The following is a 15,536-nucleotide window of genomic DNA, read 5'->3' as shown; positions in this document are numbered from 1 at the left end:
GTGTGTTGCCGCCAGATTTCTAAAGGTCTGGTTGACAAGCATTTAACTCCCCGAGACCCTTGCTCGACTCATTCGGGCTACAGAGTTCCGGTCCAGCACGTAGTGGACGGGCAAGGAGAGGGGCCACCCGATGGCAGTGGACGAGAGCGTCGCCCAGGCGGCGGACGCGACGGGAGCAGGGGTCGTTCACCGGCTCAAGCCCAACGCCGTGGGCCTGCTGGGCGTGGTCTTCATGGCCGTCGCGACCGCCGCGCCGATCACCGCGATGACGGGCAACGTGCCCTTCATGGTGTCGGCGGGCAACGGCATCGGCGCACCGGCGAGCTATCTCGTCGCAATGGTCGTCCTGGCAATCTTTTCCGTCGGCTTCACGTCGATGGCGAAGCACATCACGTCCACGGGCGCCTTCTACGGCTTCATCTCGTACGGCCTCGGCCGCTCGGTCGGCCTCGCCTCGGGGCTCCTCGCGACCTTCGCGTACGTCGTGTTCGAGCCGGCGCTGATCGGCATCTTCTCGACCTTCGCCACGACCACCCTCGAGGACCAGACGGGGCTGCACATCCCGTGGTGGGCGTTCGCGCTCCTGATGCTCGCCGTCAACGCGACGGGCACCTGGTTCGGCGTCTCCGTGGCCGAGAAGCTGCTCGTCGTCCTCCTCGCCACCGAGGTGACGATCCTCGCCGCGATGGCCGTCTCGGTGGCCTTCCACGGCGGCGGCCCGGACGGCTTCAGCATCGCCCCCGTCAACCCGGTCAACGCCTTCAAGGGCACCTCCGCCGGTCTCGGGCTGTTCTTCGCCTTCTGGTCGTGGGTCGGCTTCGAGTCGACGGCGATGTACGGCGAGGAGTCCCGCAACCCGAAGAAGATCATCCCCAAGGCGACGATGATCTCGGTGCTCGGCGTCGGCGTCTTCTACGTCTTCGTCTCCTGGATGGCCATCACCGGCACGGGTGAGCAGGAGGCCGTGAAGGTCGCCACCGCCGACCCGCTGGCGCTGTTCTTCCACCCCACCGAGCAGTACGTCGGCCACTGGGCGGTCGTCGTCATGCAGTGGCTGATGATCACCGGCTCGCTGGCCTGCGGCATGGCCTTCCACAACTGCGCCGCCCGCTACATGTACGCCCTGGGCAGGGAGGGCGTCCTGCCGTCCCTCCAGCGCACCGTCGGCCGCACCCACGGCCGGCACGGATCCCCGCACATCGCGGGCGTCGTGCAGACGGTCGTCTCGGCCGTTCTCATCGGCGCGTTCTGGGCGGCGGGCAAGGACCCGTACACCGGCACGTACGTCCTGCTCGCGATCCTCGGCACCATGGCGATCCTGGTGGTCCAGGCGGTGTGCTCGTTCGCGGTGCTGGTGTACTTCCGCTCCCACCACCCCGAGAGCCGGCACTGGTTCAGGACCTTCGCCGCGCCGCTGGCCGGCGGTGTCGCGATGCTCGCGGTGGTGGCGCTGCTGGTGTCCAACATGGGCGCCGCCGCCGGTGCGGAGTCGGGCTCGCTGGTGCTGAAGGCGACCCCGTGGATCGTCGCCCTGATCGCGGCGGCCGGCCTCGGCTACGCGCAGTACCTCAAGCGGCGCTCGCCCGAGAAGTACCTGCGGCTGGGGCGGACGGTGCTGGAGGAGACCAGGGAGCGCTAACGGTCTCCGAACACCTTCTCCCGGTGGACCCGCCACCGCTCCATCATGGCCGCGATCTCGCCCTCGACGAACTCGAAGAAGGCGAGCGTCTCGGCCATGCGGCGTCCGGCGGGCGTGTCGGCGCCGAGGCTCTCCACGCCCTCACGCAACGCGCCCTCCCAGCGCTTGATGACGGCCTCACGGTTGGTCAGGGCCTCGTACCACTGGTCGCCGTGCACCCGGTAGCGCTCGCGGCGCGAGCCGGGTTCCCGCTCGCGCGACACCATGTGCGTCTGTGCCAGGTAGCGCACCGCCCCGGAGACCGCCGCGGGGCTGATGCGCAGTTGCTCGCCCAGTTCGGCGGAGCTCATCGCGCCCTCGTCGGAGGAGAGCAGCGCGGCGAAGACCCGGGCCGCCATGCGCTGCATCCCGGCTTCGACGAGCTGTGCGGCGAAGGACTCCACGAACCTGGAGACGGCTTCCGCGTCCCGGGCTGTTTCGCTCATGCGGCCATCGTAACGGCGCTTCACGCATTTCCTTAACTTCACAAATTTCTGAAAGAAGCGTACGTTCAGGGGCATGACGAAGGCCATCACCGTCTCGGGACTGCACAAGTCCTTCGGCCGTACGCACGCCCTGGACGGCCTCGACCTGGAGGTCGAGACCGGCGAGGTGCACGGCTTCCTCGGCCCCAACGGCGCCGGAAAGTCCACCGCCATCCGCGTCCTGCTCGGCCTGCTGCGAGCCGACTCCGGCGCCGCGCGGGTCCTCGGCCGCGACCCGTGGGCCGACGCCGTCGAGGTACACCGCCGCATCGCCTACGTCCCCGGCGACGTGACCCTGTGGCGCAACCTGTCCGGCGGCGAGGTCATCGACCTGTACGGCAGGCTGCGGGGAGGCCTCGACGCCCGCCGCCGCGCCGAGCTGACCGACCGGTTCGAGCTGGACCCGACGAAGAAGGGCCGCACGTACTCCAAGGGCAACCGGCAGAAGGTCGCCCTCGTCGCGGCGTTCGCCTCGGACGTCGACCTGCTCATCCTGGACGAGCCGACGTCCGGCCTGGACCCGCTGATGGAGGAGGTCTTCAGGCGCTGTGTGGAGGAGGAGCGGGACAAGGGGCGCACGGTCCTGCTGTCCTCCCACATCCTGAGCGAGGTCGAGGAGCTCTGCGACCGGGTCAGCATCATCCGCAAGGGCCGGACGGTGGAGAGCGGCTCGCTCGCCGATCTGCGCCATCTGACACGGACGAGCGTCACGGCCGAACTCGCCGGCCCGCCCAACGGGCTGTCCCTCCTGCCCGGCGTCCACGACCTCGACGTCTGGGGACAGCGCGTCCGGTTGCAGGTCGACACGGACAAACTCGACGCCGTGCTGCGGTCGTTGACGGAGTCGGGCGTGCGGTCGCTGCGGTCGACGCCGCCGACCCTGGAGGAACTGTTCCTGCGCCACTACACGGACGGCGCGGACGCCACGGACGACGAGGTGGCGGCGCGATGACCACCCTCGTGGGCACCGGCACCCTGCTGCGCTTCGCGCTGCGCCGCGACCGGCTGCTCATCCCCGTGTGGGTGGCCGTGAACACCCTGATGGTCCTCTCCATGCCGAACACCCTGGAGAACCTGTACGGCACCCCCGCCGACCGGGCCGGCCTGCTCCGCCAGATGGACACCAACGCCTCCCTGCGCGCGCTGATCGGCCCCGTCTTCGACGACTCCGTCGGCGCCCTCACGGCCTGGCGGGTCGGCGTGTACGCGGGAGTGCTCGCGGCGGTGACCAGCCTGCTGGTCGTCGTACGGCACACCCGGGACGAGGAGGAGAGCGGCCGGCAGGAGATGATCGCGTCCGGTGCGGTGGGCCGGCGCGCCTCGCTGACGGCGGCCCTGCTGGCCGCGGGGGCCGCGAACGCCGTACTGGGGCTGCTGGTGACGGCGGGCCTGGCCGGCCGGGGAGCGGCGGGGGCGGTGGCCCTGGGCCTGGGGCTGGCCGGGGTGGGCACCCTGTTCGCCACCACGGCGGCGGTGGTCGCGCAGCTCACGGAGAGCGCGCGGCTCGCGCGCGGGCTGACGGCGGCGGTGCTGGGCGCGGCGTTCGTGCTGCGCGCGGCGGGCGACTCGGCGACGGACGACGGCTCCTCGGTGTGGACCTGGCTGTCGCCGCTGGGCTGGCTGGAGAACCTGCGGGCGTTCGCGGACGAACGGTGGTGGGTGCTGGGGCTGTTCGCCGTGGCGGTGGCGGCGCAGACGGCGCTGGCGTACGGCCTCGCCGGCCGCCGGGACGTGGGCATGAGCTTCCTGCCCACGCGGCCGGGACCGGCGGCCGGGCGGCTGGCGTCGGCGGGCGCGCTGGCCTGGCGGCTGCAACGGGGCGGCGTGCTGGGCTGGAGCATCGGCTTCTTCCTCGCCGGGGTGGTCTACGGCGGCCTGACGGAGGGCGCGGCCGACCTCGTCGGCGACAACGACAGGGCCCGCGAGATCTTCGAGCGGATGGGCGGTCAGTCGGGTCTGACGGACGCCTTCCTGGCGGCCATGGTCGGCATGCTGGGCCTGATCGCGTCCCTGTACGTGGTCGCCTCGGTGCTGCGGCTGCACGGCGAGGAGACCTCGGGCCGGGCGGAACCGGTCCTGGCGAACGCGGTCGGCCGGCTGCGCTGGGCCGCCGGCCATCTGCTGATCGCCTTCGGCGGCTCGGCCCTGATCATGCTGCTGGCGGGGCTGGGCTTCGTGGCGGGCTACGGCAAGGAGGCGGGCGCCATCCTGGGCGCCTGCCTGGTGCAGCTCCCGGCGGTGTGGGTGGTCGGCGGGCTGGCGGTCCTGCTGTACGGCGTGGCCCCCCGGCTGGCTCCCGCCGCCTGGGGCGTGGCCGTCGCGATCCTGCTCATCGGCTGGATCGGACCGGCGCTGGACGCCCCGCAGGCGGTACTGGACCTGTCCCCCTTCGCCCACCTGCCGAAGCTGCCGGGCGCGGAGATGAGCTGGGGGCCGGTGGGAGTGCTGCTGGGACTGGCGGCGGTGGCGGTGGCCGGGGGGCTGACCGCACTGCGCCGACGCGACCTGACCACCTGAGACCGACGAACGAACCCGGCGACGCCACCACCCGGCGCGTCGGGGACGCCGGCCTCGGCGGGGCCAGTCCCCCGACACCACCTGGCGCCCCAGGGGCCACCGGCCTCGGCGGGCCACGGCACCACCTGGCGCCTCCAGGGCGCCGGCCTCGGCCACGGCCTCCGCTCACACGCGCCCCACCCGCTCACGGGGCGCCGTGCGCAGGCCGTCGTCGGCGGGCGCCCGCCCGTAGTGTGGCGCCGCCGCTGCCCCCGGGGGGCGGCGTCAGGGCTGCCCCGCGGGGGGCGTCAGGGCTGGTCGAGGGGGGCGTGGCCGGCCCGGCGGCCCGGTCGCGGGACTCCGTGCGCAGGCCGTCGGCGGGGCCTGGCACGACCCGCGGGGCGGGGCGGGGCGGGGCCGGGCCAGGTCAGCCGGGGGTGCGGCCGGTCAGACGGGGTGCGGCCGGTCATATGGTGACGTTGAGGTCCTCCAGGCCCCGGATCACGAAGTTCGGCTTCCTGCGCGGTTCCTCCGCCAGGGTCAGCGTCGGGGCCTTCTCCAGGAGGGCCGTCATCGAGGCGGCGAGCTCGATACGGGCGAGCGGAGCGCCGATGCAGTAGTGGATGCCGGCGGAGAACGAGATGTGCGGGTTCTCCTCGCGGGTGAGGTCCAGGCTCTCGGGGTTGCGGAACACCTCGGGGTCGTGGTTGGCGGAGCCGAAGAGCATCGCGATCTCGGCGCCCCGGGGGATGGTCGTCCCGTCGATCTCGATCTCGTCCAGCACCCACCGTTCGAACAGCTGCAGCGGGGTGTCGTACCGCATCAGCTCCTCGACGGCGGCGGGCACGAGCGCGTGGTCGGCGCGGAGGGCGGCGAGCTGGGCGGGGTTGCGGAAGAGGGCCCACCACCCGTTGACGGTGGCGTTGACCGTCGCCTCGTGTCCCGCGTTCAGCAGCAGCACGGCCGTGGAGATCATCTCCTGCTCGGTGAGCCGGTCGCCCTCGTCGTGCGCGGCGATGAGGCCCGAGATGAGGTCCTCCCCCGGCTCCTTGCGCCGAGCCGCGATGAGCTCCCGCAGATAACCGGAGAACTCGACGGAGGCGCGCACGGCCTTCGCGGCGGTCTCCTCCGGGGGATTCAGCTCGTACATCCCGCAGATGTCCGCGGACCAGGGCCTGAGCGGCGCGCGGTCCGCCTCCGGGATCCCGAGCATCTCGGCGATCACGGCGACGGGCAGCGGCTCGGCGACGTCCCTGAGCAGATCGCCGCCGCCCGCCTCCACCAGCCGGTCCACCAGTTCCCCCGCCAGCTGCCGCACATACGGCTTCAGCCGCTCCACCGTGCGCGGTGTGAACGCCTTCGACACCAGCCGGCGGATCCGGGTGTGGTCCGGCGGTTCCAGATCCAGCATCCCGTGATCGTTGAGCGTGTGGAACGGCTCGTGCTCGGCCGGCGGCGCGCTCCGCCCGAAGTCCTCGTGCGTGAACCGGTGCTGATACGTCCGCCCCAGCCGCCGGTCCCGCAGCAGCGCCGAGACATCCGCGTGGTGCGGGACCAGCCACTGCTGCGTGGGCTCGTAGCGGATCACCCGGCCCCGCCCCCGGAGCTCGGCGTAGGCGGGGTAGGGATCGGCGAGGAACGCCGGGTCCCAGGGGTCGAAGCGGAGGTCGTCAGCTGCTGCCATGGACGGACGCTAACCGCTCGCCCGGCTGCTGACCAGGGGGTCTTGCCGAGCCGGAAGCGTCCATGGCTCAGGGGACGATTCTGAGCAGCCTGTTGGGCGATCCGGTGCCGATGCTGCGCAGCACCCCGGCCGTCGCGCCGCCGACGAGTGCGCTCTGCACGGCCGCCGGGCCGGCGGTGGGGTGGGACGTGAGGTAGACGGCCGCGGCCCCCGCGGCATGGGGAGCGGCCATCGAGGTGCCGGACAGGGTGGCCGTGGCGGTGTCACTGGTGTACCAGCCGGCGAGGATCGAGGAGCCGGGGGCGAACAGGTCCAGGACGGAGCCGTAGTTGGAGTAGCCGGCCCGGTAGTCGGAACTGGTCGTGGCCCCCACGGTGATCGCGGCGGCCACGCGGGCGGGCGAGGTGGTGCCGGCGTTCACGTTCGCGTTGCCGGCGGCGACGGTGTAGGTGACGCCCGCGGCGATGGAGTTGCTCACCGCGGTGTCCAGCGCGGTGCTGGCGCCGCCGCCGAGCGACATGTTGGCGACCGCGGGCCCGGCGCGGTGCGAGGTGACCCAGTCCACGCCCGCGATCACGCCCGAGGTCGTGCCCGAGCCGTCGTTGCCGAGCACGCGTACCGCCACGATCCTGGCCGCCTTCGCCACCCCGTACGTGGTGCCGGCGATCGTGGTGGCGACGTGCGTACCGTGGCCGTTGCCGTCGGCGGCGACGGCGTCCCCGTCGATCGCGTCGTACCCGTACGTGGCGCGCCCGGCGATCTGCTGGTGCGTGATGCGCACCCCGGTGTCGATGACGTACACCGTGGCACCCCGGCCGGCCGTGTCCGGGTAGGTGTACGTCCTGCTGAGCGGCAGTGTGGCCTGGTCGACGCGGTCCAGCCCCCAGGGCGGGTTGATCTGGGTCGCGTCGAGGATGACCTTCTGGTTCTTCTCGACGAACGCGACGGCCGGATCCCCCGCGAAACTCCGTGCCCCGGCCGCGCTGACGTTGACGGCGTAGCCGTTCATCACGGAGCGGTAGGCCCTGTCCACGGTGGCGCCGTACCTGGCCGCCAGCCTGGTGCCCTCCGGTGAGGCCGCTCTGAACCGGGCGGACTTCTTCAGCACGACGAGGTAACTGTTGTCGATACCGTAGGGGGAGTTCTCGTGCAGGACCCGCCCGGCGGCCGGGGCCGCCTCGGCGGACGGGACGGCACCGCTTCCCATCGCGGCAGCCGCGGCGAACGCGGCGCCGGCCGCGAGGACCCGGCGCCTGGCCGTGAGGATTTTTCGCATGCGGAAGGACTTCCTCGGGCGGGTCGAAAGCTTCCCTCACGGGAGGCTGTTCGCCCTTCGGGGTGACCGATTGCACCGGATGGCCGCCCGCCCGAGGGATCACGCGGCCATCGGCTAGCCCGGCGTCACCAGCCTCGCCTCGTACGCGAACACCGCCGCCTGGGTCCGGTCCCGCAGGCCCAGCTTGACCAGGATCCTGCTCACATGGGTCTTGATCGTCGACTCGGCGACCACCAGGCGGCCGGCGATCTCCACGTTCGACAGGCCCTGGGCGATCAGGACCAGTACCTCCGTCTCCCGTTCGGTCAGTTCGCCGTAGGACGCCTGGGCGGTGCGGGTCAGGCGGGGGGCGTCCGTGAGTCTGGAGAACTCGGTGATCAGACGTCTGGTGACGGAGGGGGCGAGAAGGGCCTCGCCCGCCGCCACCACACGTACCCCGTCCGCCAGTTGTCGGGCCGAGGCGTCCTTCAGCAGGAAGCCGGAGGCACCCGCGCGCAGGGCCTGGTAGACGTACTCGTCGAGGTCGAAGGTGGTCAGCACCAGGACTTTCGCCGTGCTGTCCGCCGCCACGATCTCCCGCGTCGCCTCTATGCCGTTCAGCTCCGGCATGCGGATGTCCATCAGCACCACGTCGGGGGACAGTTCACGGACCCGGTCCACCGCCTCGCGGCCGTTGACGGCCTCCCCGACGACCTCGATGTCCGGCATCGCGTTCAGCAGGACAGAGAAGCCCTCGCGCACCATCATCTGGTCGTCCGCTATCAGTACACGGATCGTCATGCTCCACCCTCGGTCGCGGCCACCGGCAGGAACACCGTCACCTCGTAGCCCCCCGCCGGTGTCGGCTCCGCCGTCATCTCGCCGTCCAGCATCGTCACCCGCTCACGCATTCCCGTGATGCCGTGGCCCGCGCCCGGCGAGGGCTTGATGAGGGCGGGGTTGGGCGGCGGGTCGTTGACGATGCGCAGGCCGAGGCCGCCGAGCACGTAGCCGATCTCCACCCGGGCGCTCGCACCGGGGGCGTGGCGCAGGGTGTTGCTCAGCGCCTCCTGGACTATCCGGTACGCCGACAGCTCGACGCCCTGCGGGAGTTCGCGGACCGCGCCGGTGATCGTCCTGGTCACGTCCACCCCCGCCTCCCGTACGTTCGCCAGCAGCGCGTCCAGTTCGGCGAGGGTGGGCTGCGGGGCGTCCGGCGCCTCGTAGTCCTCGGCGCGGACCACGCCCAGTACCCGGCGCAGCTCGGTGAGGGCCGCGACCGCGTTCTCCCGGATCGTCGCGAAGGCCTTCTCCAGCTCTTCCGGCGGGTTCTCCACCCGGTAGGGGGCGGCCTCCGCCTGGATGGCGACCACCGACATGTGGTGGGCGACCACGTCGTGCAGCTCGCGGGCGATCGTGGTGCGCTCCTCCAGGAGGGTGCGCCGGGAGCGCTCGTGCGCGGTCACCGTCTGCTGGGCCGTCACCTCCTGCTCGGCCTCCCGGCGTATGTGCCGGACGGTGACGGCGAGCAGCACGATCGCGGAGAAGACCAGCATGGGCGCCACGTTCGTGTCGTAGTGGCCCCAGCCGAAGGCGGTCTCGGCGACGAAGCCGTAGGCCGCCGTCAGCAGCCACATCCAGGCCGCCGTGCGCGGACGGGTACGGATCGCGACGACGGTCAGCACCACCAGGTGGGAGATGAAACTCGGCGGCAGCCAGGGCCAGTTGCCGTACGTGCTGCCCATGACGGCGACGAACGTGGTCGACACGAGCGACAGCCAGAACGCGGCGGCCGGGCGGACCAGCGTCATCAGCACGGGAGCCAGGACGAACAGGCCGATCAGAAGATCCGTCGAGCCGTTCCCGTTGGGCAGCGTGGCGCTCAGCAGCGCCACCATGCCGGCCGCCGCGACCAGGATGTGCCGCGACCAGGTCGCGTACTCCCGCTTGCGGCCCTTCAGCCGGCCGGTGATGCGGCCGGTGGGCTCCCTCGGGGGGAGCGGGCGGTAGACCAGGGCGTCGTCGATCAGGTCCTTCCGCATCCCGCGCAGGGCGTCCATGGCCGCCCGGACCTCCGGGCTCTTCGGCTGGTACGCGCCGTGGGGGTCGTCCTGGGGCGTCATGTGCGTCTGCGTCGTCTCCGTCACGTTCAGAACGGTAGGCGGGACCGGGGGTCGCGGTCGTCACCAGTGAGGGGGGTTCCGGTACGTCCGTCTCAAGTACTACGGGTCTGACCGGCGCCCACCACGGGCCGGGCCGCCCCGGCGCACCGCTCAGTACCCCGACGGTCTCACCAGCCCCGACTCGTACGCGAACACCGCCGCCTGGGTGCGGTCGCGCAGACCCAGCTTCACCAGGATGCGGCCCACATGCGTCTTCACGGTCTGCTCGGCGACGACGAGATGGCGGGCGATCTCCGCGTTGGACAGTCCCTGCGCGATCAGGGTGAGCACCTCCGTCTCCCGCTCGGTGAGGTCGCCGACGCGCTCCCTCAGCGGCGGTCTCGGCGTGCCGTTCAGCCGGGAGAACTCGGAGATCAGCTTGCGGGTGATCCCCGGGGCGAGCAGCGCGTCACCGGCCGCCACGACCCGGACGGCCTCGGCGAGCTGGTCCGCGGAGGCGTCCTTCAGCAGGAAGCCGGACGCCCCGGCGCGCAGCGCCTCGTACACGTACTCGTCGAGGTCGAAGGTGGTGAGCACCAGCACCTTGACGGCGGGGTGCGCGAGGGTGATGCGGCGGGTGGCCTCGATGCCGCCGAGCTCGGGCATGCGGATGTCCATCAGGACGACGTCCGGGGCGAGTTCGGCGACCTGCGCCACGGCGTCCAGACCGTCCACCGCCTGTCCGGTCACCTCGATGCCGGGGTGAGCGTTGAGCAGGACGGTGAAGCCCTGCCGGACCATCTGCTGGTCGTCGGCGATCAGTACGCGGATGGTGGCGCCGCTCGTCATCGCTTCTCGTCTCCTGTAGGGGGCGGGTCGTCCGGGAAGATGAGTTCCAGGTCCTCCGGGGTTTCGGGATCCTTCTCCGGGAGCGCGACGCCGTCCCTCGGGAGGAACGCCACGACCGAGAACCCGCCCTGCAGCGTCGGGTGGGCCACGACCTGCCCGCCGAGCATCGTCGCCCGCTCCCGCATGCCGAGCAGCCCGTGCCCCGCGCCGGGCGAGGGCCGGCTCGGGCGGCTCGGACGGGAGTTCGTGATGTCCAGGTTCAGGCCCTGGGCATGGTGGGTGACCCGGACGCGCACCGTGGACCCCGGCGCGTGCCGCAGGGCGTTGCTCAGCGCCTCCTGGACTATCCGGTACGCCGACAGCTGCACGCCCGGCGAATACCCCGGCGGCTCGCCCTCGACGGCGGCGACGACGTCCAGCCCCGCCGCGCGGGTGTTCTCCAGCAGGGCGTCGAGGCGGTCGAGGGTGGGCTGCGGGGTGTCGGGGGCGGAACCGTCGCCGGCCGCGCCGAGGCCGTAGGGGTCCTCGGGGTTCTCCGAGCGCAGCACGCCGAGCACCCGGCGCAGTTCGGTGAGCGCCTCCAGGGCGTTCTGCCGGATGCCGGCGAGGTTCTCCCTCAGCTCCTCGGACGGGTTCTCCACCAGATGGGGAGCCACCTGGGCCTGGATGGAGATCACCGACATGTGGTGGGCGACCACGTCGTGCAGCTCGCGCGCGATGCGGTTGCGCTCCTCCAGGAGGGTGCGGCGGGCACGCTCCTCGGCGGTGATGCCGGCCTGCTCGACGAGCTGGTTGCGGGCCTCACGGCGGCCGCGCAGCGCGGTGCCGAGAAGGACGACGGCGGCGAACAGGATCAGCGCCAGGACACCGGTCGACGCGTACGTCGCTCCGCCGATCCCGCCTTGGACGACAAAGGTGGCCACCGCGGTCAGCGCCAGGACGCCGACGGACACCCGCGCAGGCATTCTCAGGGCGAGCAGCAACAGCACCGTGCAGTGCGCGACCAGCCCGGGCGGGCCCCACGGCCACCCCGGGTGGGCCGCCAGCGCCTCCGGACGGGGCGGGCTCCACGGCAGGCCGGCCGCTCCGGAACCGGGGCCGGCGAACATCGTCTCCCGGGCGCCGACGGCGGCCGCCAGCGTGACCCCCAGCGAGAGCCACCACGCCGGCACCGGCAGCCACAGCGCCAGCACCACCGCCGCACCCTGCGCCAGCGCCAACGGCACCCCCCACTGAACGCCGAGCTGGTAGCGGTCGGCCATCTGGTCCAGATTGGCGATCGCCGTGCCGAACGCGACCAGGCAGACCAGGCCGTGCGGAAGCCAGCGCAGCCACACCGAGGGAGGCAGCGGGGCCGGCCGGGCGGTCAGCAGGTCGTCGTGCAGAGCGCGAAGAACCCACTTCACCCTCCCCCGTGCCATGGTCAGCTGCTTCTCCGCCCGGTTCGCCATCCGCTTCACCCTAGACCTGCCGCGGATCCCGCAGCCTCGACGCCTGCGCCGGGTGCGACCGCCCTCCGGCCCGCACGAGCCGCGACGGGCGCGGGGCCGTGCGCACGCGCCGCCGCCGGCCGCTCTCGAACCCGTGGAACGCCGCCCAGCACACCCCCAGGACCAGGGCGAACAGCGGCAGCCACCCCAGCCGGGCCGCGACCCAGCCCAGACCGGCCGGGGCCGTGTGCAGTCCGGGCAGACGGCCCGCCAGGAGGCCTGTCGCCGTGGTCGCCATCATGGCCGTCTGATGCCAGAGGAACACGGTCATCGCGGAGAGGTTCACCAGGGCCACAGCCGCCCAGGCCGACGGCCGGGTCATGGCGCGGCGCAGCCGGCCGCGCAGCAGCAGGGCCACCCCGCACTGGGCGAGGCCGAAGGTGACGGCGGCCAGCGTCGGCGGGTTGAGGTTGGAGACCGCCGCGCCGGGCACGCCCACCATCGACGCCGGATAGCCCGCCCAGCCGACCAGCACCGCCGTCGCCGCGGCACCTCCGACGAGCAGGGTCCAGCCGGCGCGCGGGCGCTCCAGCTCGCCCCGGGTCCACGCCGCACCCAGGGTGTACGGCACCAGCCAGCCGGCCACGAGGTTCACCCAGCCGAGCCAGGACGGGCCGCCGAGGCCGAAGCGCACCAGGTCCACATGGAGGACGACCGCCAGCGGCCACAGCGGGTTCAGCCGGGCCAGCAGCGGGGTCGCGGCCGTCAGCGCGGCGAACACCAGCAGGAACCACAGCGGGGACAGCGCCAGCTTGACCACGGTGTGCACGGTGACGAACGACGCGCCGCCCAGCAGCAGGCCCACCGCGGCCACCGTCCACACCGCCAGCACGGCCGTCACCGGCCCGAACAGCCGGGCCAGGCGCGCCCGCAGCCACGCGCCGTAGCCCCCGTGGCGCCCGTGCCGCCCGGCTGCCGCCGCGCGCGCCCGGGCCGAGGCCAGGCCGCGGGTCGCCACATGGCCGCCCACCATGAAGAACACCGCGAGGGTCTGGAACACCCAGGAGACGGGGGCCAGCCAGGGCATCGGGCCGAGGGGGCTCGCCGCGCGCAGGGTGCCGCCGTCCGCCACCAGGGCCGTCACCAGCCAGTGGCCGAGGACCACTCCGAGGATGGCCAGGGCGCGCAGGGCGTCGACGGCCCGGTCGCGCCGCGGGGGCGTGGCGGCCTCGATACGGGCCGCGGCCCGCCGTGTGCCGGACAGCCCTCGCACCTGCCGTGTCTCACCCACGGGTCACCTCCGTCGTCTCGCCGAGCACGATCCGGGCGAGGTTGGCCAGGGAGACCGAGCCCGGGGAGAAGTAGTCGCTGTGGCCGCCCGCACCGGCGGCGAAGACACGGGCGCCGAAGGACGGGGCGACCGGATCGGTGCCGAAGCCGACCGTCGTCCCGAACAGGCCGGCGCTGACGTGCGGAACGTCCGCCACCCAGTCGTCGGCGCCCCGGGCCGCCCAGACCCGCGCCCGGGTGTGCAGGCCTGCCGCCGCGTCGACGCCCGTGCCCGGGCTGCCGATCAGGGCGATGTCGTCCACGTCCAGACGGGGAGCGGCACGGCCGCACACGACCGAGCCGTAGGAGTGACACAGGAGGGCGACGCGGGTGCCCGAACCGGTGACGGCGCGCAGTGTGCGGACGAGGTCGCGCAGTTCCGGTGCCGCCTCGTCGGCGCGGGTCGGCGTGAGCACCGTCGTGCTGACCGTGCCCGGTGTGGTGTAGCCGAGCCAGGCCACCACCGCCGTACGGCTGCCCGCGCCGGTTTGGCGGGCGAGCCGCTCGTGCAGGGCCGCCGCGCCGGCGCGGAAGCGGCCGTAGGTGTCCAGCGAGGTGTCGGAGCCCGGTATCAGGACCGCGACGCGGTCGGCGTGGCCGAGGTCCCCGAACACCTCCGTGGCACGGCCCTCCCCCCGGCCGTCGAAAGCGAGGAGCTTGCGTGAGGGGGCCGCCAGCGCCCGGTCGGCCGCCGCCCGGTGGTGATCGCCGTGGGCCGCGGCCATCCGGGACGCCAGGGCCGCGTTGGCACGGTTCGCGGCGTACGCCTCGTCGAGCGTCGCCGCCGTCAGCGGGGCGAGGCGGACCGGGGACGGCGCGGGGATGTCGGGCCGGACCGCCGCCGTGAGGGGGACGACCACGGCCGCGGTGATCAGGACGGCCAGAAGCAGGCGCAGCGGGCGCCGGCCGGGAGCCGTCCCCCCGTCCCGGACGTCACGCCCATCGCGCTGTGGCCGCATCCAGCGACGGACCCCGTCGAACCCCTTCATCCCCGCCCCTCCCCCGCCGGTTCGCCCGCCATCGGGCCTTTCCGGCTTGGAAGTTACGGATCGGAGCTCGTCGTTCGCGTCCCGCTGGGGGACTCTCCTCCGACGTAGCTCTCAGGTACTACGGGTACGACACCTAGGGGCTGTCACCGCACCGGGCGGGGGCGGTCACCGCACCGGGCGGGGTAGTTTCACCGCAGCGGGCAGGGGACTGTCACCACACCGGACAAGGGCTGTCACCGCACCGGACGGAGGCGGTCACCGCACCGGAACCGGCGGCTGTCACCAGGCCAGTTGGGCGATCTCCTCCGCCACCACCGCGCAGGCGTCCGCCACCGGATCGATCAGCGGGAAGTGGCCCACGTCCTCGAGCAGCGTCACCCCCACCACCTCCCCCGACTTGGCCGCCGCGTCGGCGTACGCCTCGGCGACCGCCTGCGGGACGACCAGGTCCGTCCGCCCCTGGACCAGGGTCGTGGCGATGCCCGTCGGCAACAGCAGCGCGGGGTCGGCGTACGGCTGACGCTCGGCGAACAGCTCGTCGCCGCCCAGGAGTTGACGGGAGGCGCCCCCGCACACGTCCAGCTTCTCCGCGACCGCGAGGTCCGCGATCGGGGCGAGGGCGACCACGCCCCGCAGCGGGGCGGCGCCGGTGGTGCGCCAGGGCGCGTCGGCGGGCAGGACGTGGCGGGCCGCCGCCCACAGCGCGAGGTGACCGCCCGCCGAGTGACCGGTGAGCACCGTGCGGCGAGGGTCGGCCCCCGGCAGCGTCCGCCGTACGAGCGCGGGGAGCGCGTCGAGGGCCGCGGCGACGTCGTCGAAGGTGTCGGGCCAGCGCCCGGCGACCGGAGGCGTGCCGTCGGCGCCCTCCGGGCCCCGCCGGTACTCCACGTTGGCCACGGCGAACCCGCGCCGCGCCAGGTAGTCGGCGAACGGCGTGATGTGCCGCCGGTCGTACGGTGCCCGCCAGGCGCCTCCGTGCAGCACCACGACGAGGGGCGCGGCGCCGCCGGGACCGGCGTCGCGCTTCGGGGCGTAGAAGTCGATCACCTGGTCGGGGTGGTCTCCGTACGCGGCGGTGGCGTCGGGGTCGACGGGCGGGTGGGAGAAGGCCGACTTCTCCTCGGCAACGGCCCGGGCAGCGACGACGTCGTCCGACATGCTCCAACCTCTCAGCGACGAAACGGTTTTGGACGGTACGGGGTGGCGGACCAGGTGAGAATTCGGCCGTTGGCGGGGACG

Annotated in this window: 13 protein-coding genes; 3 read left to right on the top strand and 10 right to left on the bottom strand. The window is 73.1% G+C overall.

Features of this window, described 5'->3' with window-relative positions:
* Window positions 1-130 precede the first annotated feature (130 nt).
* Window positions 131-1,639 (top strand): APC family permease, encoded by a 1,509-nt coding sequence (locus ACFY30_RS16730; RefSeq protein WP_390845919.1) that lies wholly within the window; start codon window positions 131-133, stop codon window positions 1,637-1,639.
* On the opposite strand, the gene ACFY30_RS16725 is transcribed toward ACFY30_RS16730, so the two are convergent.
* Complete coding sequence (locus ACFY30_RS16725) at window positions 1,636-2,124, bottom strand: GbsR/MarR family transcriptional regulator (RefSeq protein ID WP_390845918.1); 489 nt, start codon at window positions 2,122-2,124, stop codon at window positions 1,636-1,638. The genes ACFY30_RS16730 and ACFY30_RS16725 overlap by 4 nt on opposite strands.
* A gap of 73 nt (window positions 2,125-2,197) precedes the next feature.
* On the opposite strand from ACFY30_RS16725, the gene ACFY30_RS16720 reads away from it, so the two are divergent.
* Both ACFY30_RS16720 and ACFY30_RS16715 read left to right on the top strand, forming a co-directional pair.
* Window positions 2,198-3,115 (top strand): ATP-binding cassette domain-containing protein, encoded by a 918-nt coding sequence (locus tag ACFY30_RS16720; protein ID WP_390845917.1) that lies wholly within the window; start codon window positions 2,198-2,200, stop codon window positions 3,113-3,115.
* Window positions 3,112-4,680, top strand: coding sequence for an ABC transporter permease (locus ACFY30_RS16715; protein WP_390845916.1), 1,569 nt, complete (start codon window positions 3,112-3,114; stop codon window positions 4,678-4,680). Before ACFY30_RS16720 ends, ACFY30_RS16715 begins: the two co-directional genes overlap by 4 nt.
* A gap of 445 nt (window positions 4,681-5,125) precedes the next feature.
* On the opposite strand, the gene ACFY30_RS16710 is transcribed toward ACFY30_RS16715, so the two are convergent.
* The 9 genes from ACFY30_RS16710 to ACFY30_RS16670 all read right to left on the bottom strand — a co-directional run bounded on the left by ACFY30_RS16710 (window position 5,126) and on the right by ACFY30_RS16670 (window position 15,455).
* Complete coding sequence (locus tag ACFY30_RS16710; RefSeq protein WP_390845915.1) at window positions 5,126-6,343, bottom strand: cytochrome P450; 1,218 nt, start codon at window positions 6,341-6,343, stop codon at window positions 5,126-5,128.
* Between the two features lie 67 nt (window positions 6,344-6,410).
* Complete coding sequence (locus ACFY30_RS16705) at window positions 6,411-7,619, bottom strand: S8 family serine peptidase (protein WP_390845914.1); 1,209 nt, start codon at window positions 7,617-7,619, stop codon at window positions 6,411-6,413.
* Window positions 7,620-7,733: 114 nt separating this feature from the next.
* Window positions 7,734-8,399 carry a response regulator gene (locus ACFY30_RS16700; protein ID WP_390845913.1) on the bottom strand — a complete coding sequence of 222 codons (666 nt, stop codon included), beginning with the start codon at window positions 8,397-8,399 and terminating at the stop codon, window positions 7,734-7,736.
* Window positions 8,396-9,745, bottom strand: coding sequence for a sensor histidine kinase (locus ACFY30_RS16695; protein ID WP_390845912.1), 1,350 nt, complete (start codon window positions 9,743-9,745; stop codon window positions 8,396-8,398). The genes ACFY30_RS16700 and ACFY30_RS16695 overlap by 4 nt, the downstream gene beginning before the upstream one ends.
* Before the next feature lie 126 nt (window positions 9,746-9,871).
* Entirely contained in the window at window positions 9,872-10,549 is a 678-nt protein-coding gene (locus tag ACFY30_RS16690) for a response regulator (protein WP_390845911.1), read from the bottom strand.
* The gene (locus ACFY30_RS16685) at window positions 10,546-12,000 is read right to left on the bottom strand and encodes a sensor histidine kinase (protein WP_390845910.1); all 1,455 of its coding nucleotides are present in this window, start codon (window positions 11,998-12,000) and stop codon (window positions 10,546-10,548) included. Before ACFY30_RS16685 ends, ACFY30_RS16690 begins: the two co-directional genes overlap by 4 nt.
* Before the next feature lie 10 nt (window positions 12,001-12,010).
* The gene (locus tag ACFY30_RS16680) at window positions 12,011-13,270 is read right to left on the bottom strand and encodes an acyltransferase (RefSeq protein ID WP_390845909.1); all 1,260 of its coding nucleotides are present in this window, start codon (window positions 13,268-13,270) and stop codon (window positions 12,011-12,013) included.
* Window positions 13,263-14,297, bottom strand: coding sequence for an alpha/beta hydrolase (locus ACFY30_RS16675; RefSeq protein WP_390845908.1), 1,035 nt, complete (start codon window positions 14,295-14,297; stop codon window positions 13,263-13,265). Before ACFY30_RS16675 ends, ACFY30_RS16680 begins: the two co-directional genes overlap by 8 nt.
* 279 nt (window positions 14,298-14,576) lie before the next feature.
* Window positions 14,577-15,455 carry an alpha/beta hydrolase gene (locus tag ACFY30_RS16670; protein ID WP_390845907.1) on the bottom strand — a complete coding sequence of 293 codons (879 nt, stop codon included), beginning with the start codon at window positions 15,453-15,455 and terminating at the stop codon, window positions 14,577-14,579.
* Window positions 15,456-15,536 lie beyond the last annotated feature (81 nt).

This window comes from Streptomyces sp. NPDC000345 (genome assembly GCF_042898825.1).
In the GTDB taxonomy this organism is placed as follows: Bacteria; Actinomycetota; Actinomycetes; order Streptomycetales; family Streptomycetaceae; genus Streptomyces.
This window is presented reverse-complemented; position numbering and strand designations above follow the sequence as displayed.